This is a genomic window from Vibrio sp. Isolate22, assembly GCF_022398115.1.
Lineage (GTDB): Bacteria > Pseudomonadota > Gammaproteobacteria > Enterobacterales > Vibrionaceae > Vibrio.
Window position 1 is genome coordinate 38,683 of the sequence record NZ_JAKEUW010000036.1, and the last position, 13,807, is coordinate 52,489.

Consider the following 13,807-nt stretch of genomic DNA (forward strand, 5'->3'; position numbering starts at 1 on the left):
CCATAAACTTAAACTCCAATTAATCAATAAGTTAACCCTACATCATAACGATTGGTTATAAACACTATAAAAGGACGGAACACGGTTTTGGGAATAACATTTGTCCATCGATGTGTTGTTCTAACGCATTAATCTTAAAAGTGAATCGGAGTCCTTATGGGTACTAAAATTAATAAACTAGCATTAGGTGTTGGCTTATTAGCAGCTTCTTCAGCAGCGACAGCAGCAGAAAAACCAAATATTCTTGCTATCTGGGGTGATGACATTGGTGTATTCAACATCAGTGCATATAACAACGGTATGATGGGTTACGAAACACCTAACATCGACCGTATTGCTAACGAAGGCGCACTATTTACTGACCACTACGGTCAACAATCGTGTACAGCTGGTCGTGCTGCATTCCTAACAGGTCAAGAACCTTTCCGTACAGGCCTACTTACCATTGGTATGCCAGGTTCTGATCACGGTATCCCAGACTGGGCTCCAACTATCGCCGACCTTCTTAAAGAACAGGGCTACATGACAGCTCAGTTCGGTAAGAACCACATGGGTGACCAAGACAAACACCTTCCTACGAACCACGGTTTTGATGAGTTCTTCGGTAACCTTTACCACCTGAATGCAGAAGAAGAGCCAGAGACATACTACTACCCTAAAGATCCTGAGTTCCGTAAGAACTTCGGTCCACGTGGTGTAATTAAGTCTACTGCTGACGGTAAGATCGAAGATACAGGTCCTATGACGCGTAAGCGTATGGAGCACGCGGATGAAGAGTTCCTAGAAGAATCTCTAGCGTTTATGGAAAAAGCAGTCAAAGCTGACAAACCATTCTTTATCTGGCACAACACAACACGTATGCACGTGTGGACTCGTCTACAAGAAAAATACCAAGGTAAATCTGGTATCAGCATCTACGCTGACGGCATGCTAGAGCACGATGACCAAGTTGGTATCCTTCTAGACAAACTTGATGAGCTGAAGATCGCAGACAACACTATCGTAATTTACTCTACCGATAACGGTGCAGAGACAGTATCTTGGCCTGACGGCGGTGCGACTTACTTCCACGGTGAGAAAGGTACAACTTACGAAGGTGGTATGCGTGTTCCTCAGCTAGTTCGCTGGCCTGGCGTAATCAAACCGGGTAGCAAGATCAACGACATCATGGCGCACCAAGACTGGATCCCTACTCTACTAGCAGCAGCTGGTGATGACAAAGTGGTTGAGAAGCTGGCGTCTGACAAAGGTGCGACTTACAACGGTAAAAACTGGCGTGTACACCTAGACGGTTACAACTTCCTGCCTTACTTCGAAGGTAAAGAAGAGAAAGGCCCTCGTGACAGCCTACTTTACTTCTCAGCGAACGCAGAGCTAAACGCGGTACGTTGGAATGACTTCAAGATCTCATTCGCAGTTATGGACGGTAACATCACAGATGCAGTACGTTTCCAACCAAACTGGCCACAAGTAGTACATCTACGTGCTGACCCATTCGAAAAAGCACCACACGAATCTGGCATGTACCTACGCTGGATGGCAGACAACATGTGGTTATTCGTACCAGTTGGCGGCAAAGTACAAGAGTTCATGCAAACGCTACCTGATTACCCAATGCAGAACAGCCAAGTATTGAACCCAGGCAACTTCAACCAAAACGCTTACATGCTGCAAGGCAAACTTAAGCAACTTGAAGCGGCAGCTGCTCAAGCTAAATAAGCAAACCTGAACCATGTATTTTGAGTTGAACAACTAAATTAAATACATAGTCAAATACAAAGCCGTGGTGACTCAACGTAGTTTCCACGGCTTTTCTGTATCTACCAGCCAATGTTCCTATCCCTGCTCCTTATCTTGCAACATTAGATTTATGAAGCTAGATTTATAAAAGAACCCTTATGATTCGCAAGGTAAATAAGGGGTAATTCAGACGGATCCTGAATTGATTTAATGGATTAAATTTAGATGGAACTGAGCTATGAAGACATCCTATTTGGCTGGAATAAGCATAACTGTTATTTGTGTTTCGATCGCTATACTGGTTTATGATGGTGCATCTTCAAACTCTCACTCTTCCTTTGAACGCAAAGACCATCACCCTGCTGATTCTTCTCACTCGGATTCGCACGCAAGCGACACGCATAAAACCCGTCAACTCACGCCCTCTAATATCAAAGTCTTTCCAATTCCTAACACCACTGAAATCGATCACGATCTGGCAAGAATTGGCTGGGTACTCTTCAAAGACCCAAATCTTTCCTCTAATCGCAGTGTCAGTTGCGAAACCTGCCACAGCCTTCAAACCAACGGTGCTGAGGTGATTCCTGTATCAATAGGGGTAAATGGTGCCGGAATGCGTAACTCTCTTACGGTCTTCAACGCAGTTTTCAATTACCGATTCTTTTGGGACGGCAGGGTAAACAACCTTTCAGATCAGATAGACGGACCAGTACATAATGTGGACGAAATGGACTCGAACTGGGCACTTATCACCGATTATGTATCTAAGTCACCCACCTACATTGACCTATTTAAAAGCCAACAAATGGTGATTGATACCGCCTCCGTCAAAGCTGCACTCATTGAGTTTATGCGCGGTTTAACCACACCCGACTCCCCTTTTGATCGATATTTACGTGGTGATACTGCTGCACTTTCCGCTGCTGAAAAACGTGGTTGGGAAACATTTCAAGAAGAAGGTTGTATTCGTTGTCACCAAGGCACCAATATTGGTGGAGGCATGGTGATGCGTTTTGGTTACTTCGGATTATCAAAAACAGGCTCTGAGCGAAGTGAAGACCAAGGTCGCTTTATGTTTACTCAGCAACCACAAGACAAGCATCTGTTTCGTGTCGCGAGCTTAAGAAACGTCGCGATTACGGCGCCTTATTTCCATGATGGTCAAACCGAAACCCTAGAAGAGGCGATAAAAATAATGGGTGAAAGTCAACTTGGTAAAACGTTTGAAGAACAAACAATCAATGACATCAAGGTGTTTCTTGAGACGCTAACTGGGCAACGTCCTCAAATGCTAGTGGAGTTTGAAAATGAATAAGATCAGGCTCATCTTTTTATTGTTCATCTCGCTTTTTATAGGCTTAATGAGCTTCATTATGCTTACCTATTTTGAACATGAAAAAGTCGCAAAATATGGCGAATCAGTTCGAGAATTGAGTCATGAAGTCCTAGAGATGCGTGATCAGATAACGAACAGCGCCCTCACCGGAATTTCAAATCCTTATCAGCTATCAGAGAACTTGGTAACGCTAGAAAGGGAACTACAAGAACTCAATTTGAGCTATCAAGGAAAGAACATACATTCTACGTTTTTCCAAAGTCTACAAACTCGCCAGCTTTTAGAGCATTTCCACAACGCATCCATGTCTAATGTCGACACGCTAGACAACTTGGTGGGGTTAAGTGTTGCTCGTCAGTTTATCCTACAGTCCCTTACCCTTTTACTCACCAACACAGAGTCTGCGAGCTCTGATTTTTCCTCCAATTCGCAGCTAAGTATCCAGAGTGAAATGCTCACGAGCATCCTATTCGCAGGGGCGTCTATCCCAGCTGAAAGCAATTCTGAATTAGCCAAGCTGTCTCAGACATTTACCGAATTAAACCAGCAGCAAAGCCAACTCTTATCCCAAGTACTCTCTGTGCATAGCATGGAGTATATTGAACAAATCGAGCATCAGCTTACGGATAGCCAAGACGAGTTAAAGGGTCTAACCGTCAAGTTAATCATCGCACTTGCACTGCTTACGTTTGCATTCTCATTAATTCTGTTCATTCACCGACTCTTTGAACTGAAACGTAACAACCTCTCTTATCAAGAAGCGGCGGATAAGGCACAAAAAGCGAGTGAGGCAAAATCATTGTTCCTAGCGACAATGAGTCACGAACTAAGAACCCCTATGAACGGCGTATTAGGTATTGCACAAATCATCAAAGAAGATTCTCAAAGTGCCGATACTCGGAAACAGGCACAAATCATTATCGACTCAGGGCAGCACCTTGTCACCATTCTGAATGACATTCTCGATTTTTCTAAAGTTGAGCAAGGAAAAATGGAGCTTGAACTGAGTCCGTTTTCTGTGACCGACGTTGTTACACACCTAGACAAAACGCTAACGCCGCTCGCCACCGATAAAGGAATATCTTTTGTTATTAAGGATAATATCCCAACCAATATTCAACTGATTGGCGACTCAGCACGAACGCGCCAAATCTTATTTAATCTAGCCGGAAATGCCGTCAAATTTACCGAGTCAGGTAAGGTCGAAGTCGAGTTCGAGATCGCCCCTACTACCCCACCATCGGTCAACATTATGGTCTCCGACACGGGCATAGGTATTGCTGAAGACAAGGTTGACCACATCTTCACAGCGTTCGAGCAAGCAGAACTATCTACAACGCGTAAGTTTGGCGGAACGGGTTTAGGGTTATCAATAGTCAAACAGCTGGTTGAATTGATGGGGGGAACCATTGATGTCTCCAGCCAACTGAATGTCGGTACTCGGTTTACTATTTCCTTGCCATTAGAAATGCACGAACTAGAAAAACCAACTACTGAACAAGTGTCCACCAGCATTAATAAAACGCTCAATGACTTCACTGTGCTGCTCGTAGAAGACAATAAAATCAACGCCATGGTTATCAAGAAGTTCTGTGAGTCTATAAACATGACTGTTGAAAATGCCTATGACGGGCTGCAGGCACTCGATAAATTGGCTACAAACCAATATGACTTAATCATTATGGATAATCACATGCCGAACATGAGTGGTATCGAGGCGATTCAAAAGATCCGCAATGAACTTAAGTTAACCACGGTTATTTTTGCTTGTACTGCTGATGTATTTAAAGAGGCTCATGACGAGTTTCTTGTGTCAGGGGCGAACTTTGTCCTTACGAAACCATTGCAAAAAAACAGCTTACAAAATGCCATTAATGAGTTTCATCATCAGTTTGAGATAAACAGACACCAATCTGTTCATTCTCGCCAATCAACAGAAACGAGTAATAGCAATGTCACCATGCTGACTCGTCCACCTAAGAACAAACTGCCTCTTACAGAAGAAGAAATATCTCGTAGCCCCTTACTCGAAGGCGAGAAGCTAGAAGGCAATGAAAAACTGAAGTGTTTAAACAACTTAGTTGATGAATTAGAAAATGAAATTGATGAGCTAATAGCCCTCTTCTCGGATGATAAACCCGATGATTTATCGAGAACGTTAAAAGCCGTCATCGCCATTGCATCTAAGCACGAGATGTATGAGGTGCTTGAACTCGCTATATCTGCAGCGCAAACCACAGAGCAGCACATCATGCCTGAAGCCGAACTGCTGCAACAGCTCATCAATCGACTCATGGTAAACAGCCATCAAGCAACACGCTTAATACACAAACTCAACCAACAACGTAAAACGGGTTAACTGGGGTGTCATATGAAATTGAACCTACCTAGTATTGGTCCACATCTACTGCTGGCGGCGGGCGCTACGCTCATTTTCGTCGTCGACTATCACGTGCCGTTAGGTATCGCGATGGCTGTACCTTACATTACGATGGTCCTGCTCGCATCAACCACTAAAGAGCCATTTTCAGCCATTATGTGGGCGATTGTCTGTACCTTACTTACTCTCGTTGGATACTACGTTTCCGAGTCCGGCAGTGAGGCATGGTTTGTTATATTGAACCGAGTCATTACCATTTATGCGATTTGGGTATGTGCTTTTGTTCCTATCTACATCACGCTTCAGTCACCTACTGATACTGAGGTTTTTGATGATGACATCACCCCACCAGATGCACTAAACCATTCTTATGCGGATAAGAAACGTACAGGTAACACGCTCAATAATTAGGCTTAGGTTAAGTTTCGGTGAATTTTGCCAAATCGAGACAAGGTAACTTGAAATACTTCGTTCTGCGTGAGATTGTAAAATATCTCACACCAATAACTGTATGATTATGAAAACATTACAATCCATTGCGCTGCTTTCCACAATTATCGCAGCACCACAAGTGTTAGCTGATGTAAAAATTGAAGTTCCTTCTAGCGCAGATGCTCTAGTTGAAGTCTTGGCGGTTAATGAGGCTAAACCTGATCTTGAGGGTGGTTTTTTCTCTTCAAGCAAAACGATCACCGTGCCAGACGGTGTAAACCAAATCGTTTTCCAATATCAGCTTGCTTTTAGTCAAGGTAACGACCGTGAGTTTGTTGATAGTGACGCAATTATTGCTACTTTTGACGCGACAGACACAACAGTAACGTTCGACATGCCGAAGTTCCGCAACGCTAACGAAGCGAGAAAAGGCTTTCAGAACCTAGATTGGAAATTGGTTGATGAGAACCAAAATGCAATCAGTGTTAAGCAAGACAAATTAACCAAAGATGGCATGCAGATTGGCCGTAAATACCCTCAAGAAGCGAAAGAATACAACCGCACAGGTGGTATTGCCGCATTAACGACAGGCGCTACAGCCGCAGCAGTTGTTCAGCCAATAACACTACCAGCAAAAATTGATGGCAACGCGTCTAACACGGCCGAAGAAATGCTGTACTTTTGGTATGAAAAAGCCGACGCTGAAACCAAGCAAAAATTCAAAGAGTTCGTGAACAAGTAAACGCTATTTGTTGATCGTCTTAATAAAAAAGCTGGCATTCAATCGCCAGCTTTTTTTGTATCAACTTTAGGGTAACTACCTTTCCGTATTCGCCTTATTGGCGCGCGTTTGCACTATGCGTTCTCAGCAGAAAACACTTCTCCGTCGATTTTGATTGGCCATCCCATCAATTCATATTCAGCAGCAAGTAAGTACGCGCAGCGGCTTGATATTCTCGTTTTTATCCACTCACCTATCCCGCACACTTTGTATTCCAACACGGCCATTTTCATAACAACACCATTTACTCAAAATTAAATTTATAAATATCAGGTAGAAGTTATCTGTCCAAAGACCTTATGTATGTTCCCAAAAGAACACAAGCCTGCAGTTTACCTATAAAGTTGTAGGTATTTTGTTTTCAATCATTTAGCGTAAATCATACGCTACTGGGATTTTATCTCCGCAACTGGATCTCGCATCATTAGATTCATTGGCGAAATACGTTCGTAAAGCCCTTCAACATCTGAAATAAAGACTTTCCCCCTTTGAATCTTGACCAAACCGTCCTGCTCTATACCTTTCAGCACTTCATTCAAGCGTGAGCGAGAAATCCCAGTAATCGTACTCAACTGAGTTTGTGACACGTTAACACTCACGGTAGCTCCCGCTATATTATTTTGACGTGCAGCGAGTTCTAAAAGTACATAAATCGTTTTTTGTTCTTTTTCATGGATAGAGGAAAGGTAAGCCTGCATCCAAATCGATTGTGCTTTAGTGCCACAATGCAGCAGCCACTTAAATACCATGCACTGCTCTTCAGCCAACTCTAGTACCTTTTCCGATGGAAAAAGTACCATGGTGATCGGTTCAACTTCTTCAGCAACCGCAAAAAGATTGTATTCAGCATGGATCGACAATGCCCCCATCCAATCACCTTTACCGATCACTCCTCCTGATAAGCTCTTCATATTTTGAGTAGAAAAACAGATACCAGCAGAACCACTTAGAATATAAAAAACGCCAGGTAAGTTTTGAAACTTTTGTGTAATTTCCAAGCTATGAATACCGGTTTTAAATACGGCAATCTCAAGCAAGCTATCGATGAGACTTTGTGGCAAATCACATGGCCACTGTATTTGTTTACCAATGGTTGGATCTAACAATGATTTATTCCTCCTCCAACAATCTCACACATGAAAATGTATCATTACATCTCTTTTAAATGTAGTTCATCATTCCCAACACAGAAGGTTTTATTCAAATAAAATCTTATATCTTAGTAGTTTAAGTCACTTTGATAACGAACAGCGCGCGCTAAAAAGAAAATAACGACATTACAAGCTGCCAACATACTCAGCTCATTATGTTGGCGTTATCCAAAACTCGTCTATTAAACTTAGATATTTGACGGGCCTCTTTAGAAAGCTATTCACCTAGCGCTAATCACCACCATAGATCACCCTCGCTCTAACACTTAGGTACTAAATTCGGCTCAATACGAACGACATTCTCTACTTAGGTTGACACATTTTAGCTCTTGCCGTTATTTTTGTCTTAAACCACAACAGACGGTCAGTATGAAAGACAACCAATTCGATAGCTTTGAAGAGCTCTTAGGTCACCAAACCGACACCTTGACCGCATGTCAGCCAAAAGATTTTGATAAGACGTTTGTGTCACTCGCTCAGGAGGCTCTTGCTTGGTTTAAGCTAGATAGGCTTACTCTGTTTCCAAACTCGATGATTCTTTTGGATACAGGGAAAAGCATGTCTGTCTCTCAAGTCGGAATGCCCCCACTCGAGATGGAGCGCTTTCTAAAAGGCAACTACCTTGAATATCTTAAGCTTTTACGCTCTAAAGAGTGTTGGCAGCTATTTCCAGAGCAATCTCTCGCGAACCACACAATCGATCCGCTACGTGAACTCTATCAAGAAGGTGCTCATTGGCACGCTATCGTGAGCTTATCGCTATTTGGGCAACAATGGGGCGCTATCGGGTTCTCTAGGTTCAAGCGGTACGACACTCCTATTGAAGAGCGTGATTTGAAGCGAATCAAAATGCTGAGTGATGTTTGGCTCTGTTTTTGGCAACACTCAAAAATGACTCGTAGTGTGACCAGTGATGAAGCCAGTAATATCAATGAGAGTGAAAAACTCTTGTTACTTACAAAAAAACAATGCGCTGTACTTACGCAGCTGGCGCAAGGTTACACCGCTAAGCAATGTGCCGACATTCTGTTTTTAAGCCCAAGAACGATCGAATCACACAAATATCGAATGTTAGATATCCTCGAACTCGATAACCATACGGAGCTAATCCAGTTTGCGCTTCGTAATGGCTTCGGTATTGATAATCCATAAGTGCTTATTACCAAAAAACAGTGCTCGTGCTAGTTAGTCAACAAACCTCAACTCATAACAAAATCATAAAGCCCTCAAACTTCTGCGGTTTGAGGGCTTTATGCTTTATGGCTTTGTGGCGGTAATTTGATTCTTATTCAGATTATAAATTCAATCACCTAAAGCGAATTCAAGATGCTTGATATTCAGGCTTTATTCTCGACATCAGCAACATATCAATATATTTGCCATTTTTGAAGGTACTCAATCGCTTAGTCCCCTCTACCTGAAAGCCAGCGCGTTCGTACAACGCAATCGCAGCGTGGTTATCTGCATGAACCTCTAACTCTAGGCGAATTAGGTTTAGCCAATTATCCGCCTGATTGATGGCTTCTTGCATCAAGGCTTTACCAACCCCTTTTCCGTGAACATCCGGATGAATGGCAATCGCAAGCCCTGCGCAGTGTCGGTCCCTTACTTTGGTCGTCATAAACAAGGTGATGTGGCCTACGACTTTCTCGGACGATTCAGCGACCAAAGTAAAATGGTCTGAATGACCAAATAGCCGATCCACTTGGTCAGAACTAAGGTATGGCTTTTGCGACGTGTTTTTTGAAACCGAAGGGCGGCGATAAATATCGAATAAATCTTGGCTATCCGTTGCTTCTAAATGTCTAATTTGTATATCCAAATCGCTTCCTTAATAAGTTCCAATGTATCGTCTGGATTTCATATTACGGATAGCAGCGAGCGCCTACAACCATAAAAAGTGTAAGTGCCCGAAATAATGAAGTTAACTTAGAACTACACAGCTATGGTGGGGCTCTGCATTAAAATTTATAGTCGATGCCGACGCTTGCCAATACCTGTTCAGAGTTATAGAAATCGATATTGGAATCAATGGTTCTTAGACCAAGTAACGTAATAAACGACCAATCTTTGTAACCCAACAATCCACCAAATTCATACGCTAAAAAGGCACCATACTCGTTCTCTTCACGAGTTTTTCCATAGATTGGGTTAGCTTCATCGTACTGACGGTCATTCGCATCTAACGTAACAACAAAACCGTGACGCCCAATTCGCTTAGCGTAGTTCAACTCGATACCGTAGCTATCAAAGCTCAGAGCCCCCCCTTCCGCATCAGAATTGAAATACACCATAGAAGGTACTAACAAGCCGACCTGATTAGGCAGAATGAAGCGATAGCCTGCTTTAGCATATAAATAAGCTCTTTCTCTATCGAGGAGTGCGGCTTCTTGTGTAGAAAGACTTTGGGTACCTGACAGTTCATCATCAACATCAGACTCACCAATAGCAAAATCCGTTTGGAAAGCAGTGCCGCCGATGTTAGTCAGTTGTAGGCGCCCCACGTTACCCTTTACATCTGTTTCATTTCGATTCACACCAACTGCGTAAGGATCAGACCAAGCCTTGCCGGAGATAAGTGTCGGTAACACTGAAACATCTAATATGGTTCCGCCTGAGAGTTGGTGTCGATAACCGATTTCAAAAGCAATGGTACCGGTCGCAATATCTTCTCGGGTGGTACCGGCATAAACTTGGTGAGTAAGGGATTCACCAAAGGTATATTTAACAGTTCCAAGAAAACCAAGTAAACCTTGATTCTCACTATCACCTTCCATGGTATTGGTTGCTTGGTTTGAGTCTTGTTCAGTACTCAAATTACTGCTGTCAGAATAGAACCCAACCAAGACACTAAAGTTACCACTAAAGCCCTCACTAGGAGCTAGTCCACTGTACGCTGGCATAGAAACAGCCGCGGAAAGTACTACAGGTAAAACAGACCTCATATTCACATCCATTAGTTGAATAATCACCCATTAAATATATGTACAAATTTGGAATTACAACAAGTATCTAACCTTTCTACATCCCCACTTTGTTGAGTTTTCGTGATAGGACAATGTATCAAGCGTGACGTAGATATGATCTATCGTGCTTGGCTTTTCGTAACAAGCCTCGGAAATAAAGGAAAAACTGAAAGGAACCCAATATGTTTAAGAACTTATATAAAAGCCTGTCGCTCTTCGCTGCGTATTTCGGAGCATTCCGAACGGCCATTTCGGTATGACCCGAACACCTATTTCGGTTTAATCCGAACGCACATTCCGCGATTATCCGAACACTTTTAAGCGAACTCCGAAATCAGCGTTCGAAATAGCGAAAACCGCGTTCGGAGTGCCCGAAATTCTTCCTTTTTCTCTTTTAAATCAATAGCTCGCTATTCTTTACTTCTTAAACAAGAACGTAAGGAAGCGGCAATGGCTAAAAAGAGAACGCCCGAACACCTATTTCGGTTTAATCCGAACGCACATTCCGCGATTATCCGAACACTTTTAAGCGAACTCCGAAATCAGCGTTCGAAATAGCGAAAACCGCGTTCGGAGTGCCCGAAATTCTTCCTTTTTCTCTTTTAAATCAATAGCTCGCTATTCTTTACTTCTTAAACAAGAACGTAAGGAAGCGGCAATGGCTAAAAAGAGAACTCCAATGAACAAAATCAAAGAGATATTACGCCTTAAGTACGAGTGTGGGTTGTCCTACCGTAGTATTGCTAGTTGTCTCAATGTCAGCCTTGCAACAGTCTCAGAGCTTGTCGCTCGCTTTAAGCAAAGTCAGATAGGCTGGCCTCTCCCAGAAGGTTGCAGTGATACCGACCTTACCAAAGCCCTATATCATTCGAAGCAAGCCAGTYGAGACAAGGTTATGCCAGACTTCGCTCAGTACGCTGTCGAACTCAAGCGTAAAGGCATGACAAAGATGTTGTTGTGGCAGGAGTATCATGAGCAATATCAAGAGCAAGCTTACGCTTACACTCAGTTCTGTGAGCACTTCACTCGTTGGTTAAAAACCCAAAAGCGCAGTATGCGTCAGCTCCATGTTGCAGGTGATAAGCTGTTTATCGATTACTGTGGGCCTCGGCTTCAAGTGGTCAACCCTGATACAGGTGAAGTGCGCGAAGCAGAAGTGTTCGTGGCGACCTTAGGAGCATCCAATTACACCTATGTTGAAGCCTTCCCGAGTCAAGGTAAGTCTTACTGGTTAGAGGCGCATGCCAATGCGCTCGAACACTTCGGTGGTGTACCACGGCTCTTGGTTCCCGATAATCTACGCAGCGCGGTCAGCAAAGCTAACCGTTATGAACCGAGGCTTAATGAAAGCTATCAAAAACTGGCAAATCATTATCAAACTGCCGTGATGCCAGCTCGCCCCTACAAACCGAAAGACAAAGCCAAAGCAGAAAATGCAGTCCTCCTAGTGGAACGTTGGATCATGATGCGACTTCGCCATCAAACCTTCTATACCTTCAAAGAGCTGAACCTTGCCATCCGTGAGCTGATGAATGACTTAAACGAACGTGAGATGAAGCATTATGGTGCGAGCCGCAAAGCGCTGTTCGACAAACTCGATAAACCCGCGTTAAAGCCCCTTCCTAAGCAGCGATATCTATATACTGAAACCAAGCGAGCCAAGGTTGGGCCTGATTATCACATCRAATATCGCCGCCATTACTACTCGGTTCCCCATCAACTTGTTGGCCACCATGTCGAACTGGAAGCCTCCAACCGTCTGGTGCAAATCTACCATCAAGGTAACTTGGTCGCCCAGCACCCGCGTAGCCAAAGGGAGCGCGGAAACAGCACTCAACCTGAGCACATGCCGAGTAATCATCAATATCAAAAGTGGTCGCCTGGACGTTTACTCAACTGGGGAGCCAATATCGGCCCCGCAACACGGGAAGTCGTCAATAAAATGCTGAACTCTAAGCCTCATCCCGAGCAGTCGTATCGTTCCTGCCTTGGGCTGCTCAACCTGAGCAAAGCCCATGGCGAATTGCGCCTCGAGCAAGCCTGTAAAGATGCACTGATGCTAACAAAACCCAATTACACCTTCGTCAACAATCTACTCAAGAACAATCGTGAGGGGCAACTGAGTAAAGATAAAGCGAATACGCCGAACCTTGTTCACAGCAATGTTCGTGGCCCGAACTGTTATCACTAGGAGAAAGGATATGAACGCACTCAATGACCAACTAAGAACCCTGCGCTTGAGCCATGCGGCGAAAGCGTTAGAGCAKCAACAAGAGCAACTGACCACCTACGCAGAGCTGGACTTCGAGGAGCGGTTAAGCTTGCTCCTGGAGAGTGAAATCTTGAACCGTAATCAGAGCAAAATCCAACGCTTGAAGCGACAAGCAAAGCTGAGAGTGGATGCCCAGCCGAGCCAACTCATCTACAAAGAGGGACKAAATCTCAATCGTAAACAGATGAGCGAACTGCTAACAGGCAGTTATCTGCACAAGCATCAGAATATCTTGATCACAGGCCCAACAGGTGCTGGCAAAACCTATCTTGGTTGTGCTCTGGCAACCAGTGCCTGCGACCAACAGCAAACCGTCAGGTACTACCGATTAACTCGCTTGCTTGATGATCTGACCGCAGGTCGTCTGGATGGTAGCTATCAAAAACAACTTCAGTCGCTGGCTAAGAAAGGCTTACTACTCCTCGACGACTGGGGGATGGAAAAACTGACTCAAGAACATGCTGGTCACTTGTTAGAAGTGCTTGAAGACCGTTACCAAAACAGCAGCACAATCGTCATCAGCCAGTTACCAGTAAAAGAGTGGTACAACATGATCGGCAACGCTACTGTCGCTGACGCTCTAATGGATCGTCTAGTTCACAATAGTCATCGAATAGAACTGGGAGGTGAATCAATGAGAAAACTGGCGCAATCCGAACACTTAGAGTAAAAATAGGGAAAGAGAAAAAGTGCTGGTTCAGGTGTTCGGAATAAACCGAAACAAGCGTTCGCAATCACCGAAATACGCA

The 13,807-nt window shown here is 43.8% G+C and carries 12 protein-coding genes; 8 read left to right on the forward strand and 4 right to left on the reverse strand.

Features of this window, described 5'->3' with window-relative positions; genetic code table 11:
• Positions 1–156: 156 nt before the first annotated feature.
• The 5 genes from L1D55_RS18185 (at position 157) to L1D55_RS18205 (ending at position 6,630) form a co-directional block, all read left to right on the forward strand.
• Positions 157–1,719, forward strand: a complete 1,563-nt coding sequence (locus L1D55_RS18185; RefSeq protein ID WP_239918369.1) for an arylsulfatase — start codon at positions 157–159, stop codon at positions 1,717–1,719.
• A 259-nt stretch (positions 1,720–1,978) separates the two neighbouring features.
• Entirely contained in the window at positions 1,979–3,055 is a 1,077-nt protein-coding gene (locus tag L1D55_RS18190; protein WP_239918370.1) for a cytochrome c peroxidase, read from the forward strand.
• Positions 3,048–5,435 (forward strand): ATP-binding protein, encoded by a 2,388-nt coding sequence (locus L1D55_RS18195; protein ID WP_239918371.1) that lies wholly within the window; start codon positions 3,048–3,050, stop codon positions 5,433–5,435. Before L1D55_RS18190 ends, L1D55_RS18195 begins: the two co-directional genes overlap by 8 nt.
• Before the next feature lie 12 nt (positions 5,436–5,447).
• Entirely contained in the window at positions 5,448–5,867 is a 420-nt protein-coding gene (locus tag L1D55_RS18200; protein ID WP_239918372.1) for a hypothetical protein, read from the forward strand.
• Between the two features lie 106 nt (positions 5,868–5,973).
• Positions 5,974–6,630: a DUF2057 family protein gene (locus L1D55_RS18205; protein ID WP_239918373.1), complete on the forward strand. Its 657-nt coding sequence runs from the start codon at positions 5,974–5,976 to the stop codon at positions 6,628–6,630.
• A 113-nt stretch (positions 6,631–6,743) separates the two neighbouring features.
• Here L1D55_RS18205 and L1D55_RS18210 read toward each other — a convergent pair whose 3' ends face one another.
• Together L1D55_RS18210 and L1D55_RS18215 are read right to left on the reverse strand one after the other, a co-directional pair.
• Positions 6,744–6,902, reverse strand: a complete 159-nt coding sequence (locus L1D55_RS18210; protein WP_162884300.1) for a hypothetical protein — start codon at positions 6,900–6,902, stop codon at positions 6,744–6,746.
• A 153-nt stretch (positions 6,903–7,055) separates the two neighbouring features.
• On the reverse strand, positions 7,056–7,775 hold the full coding sequence (locus tag L1D55_RS18215) for a Crp/Fnr family transcriptional regulator (protein WP_239918374.1): 720 nt from the start codon (positions 7,773–7,775) through the stop codon (positions 7,056–7,058).
• 414 nt (positions 7,776–8,189) lie between these two features.
• On the opposite strand from L1D55_RS18215, the gene L1D55_RS18220 reads away from it, so the two are divergent.
• Positions 8,190–8,972 carry a LuxR C-terminal-related transcriptional regulator gene (locus L1D55_RS18220; RefSeq protein WP_239918375.1) on the forward strand — a complete coding sequence of 261 codons (783 nt, stop codon included), beginning with the start codon at positions 8,190–8,192 and terminating at the stop codon, positions 8,970–8,972.
• Between the two features lie 169 nt (positions 8,973–9,141).
• Here L1D55_RS18220 and L1D55_RS18225 read toward each other — a convergent pair whose 3' ends face one another.
• A complete protein-coding gene (locus L1D55_RS18225; RefSeq protein ID WP_239918376.1) occupies positions 9,142–9,642 on the reverse strand; it encodes a GNAT family N-acetyltransferase in 501 nt (166 codons plus the stop codon).
• Positions 9,643–9,781: 139 nt separating this feature from the next.
• The gene (locus tag L1D55_RS18230) at positions 9,782–10,765 is read right to left on the reverse strand and encodes a DUF2860 family protein (RefSeq protein WP_239918377.1); all 984 of its coding nucleotides are present in this window, start codon (positions 10,763–10,765) and stop codon (positions 9,782–9,784) included.
• Positions 10,766–11,444: 679 nt separating this feature from the next.
• Between L1D55_RS18230 and istA the strand changes: the two genes are divergently transcribed.
• Entirely contained in the window at positions 11,445–12,977 is a 1,533-nt protein-coding gene (istA, locus tag L1D55_RS18235) for an IS21 family transposase (protein WP_239918378.1), read from the forward strand.
• Positions 12,978–12,987: 10 nt separating this feature from the next.
• The gene (istB, locus tag L1D55_RS18240) at positions 12,988–13,728 is read left to right on the forward strand and encodes an IS21-like element ISVch3 family helper ATPase IstB (protein WP_239918379.1); all 741 of its coding nucleotides are present in this window, start codon (positions 12,988–12,990) and stop codon (positions 13,726–13,728) included.
• Positions 13,729–13,807 lie beyond the last annotated feature (79 nt).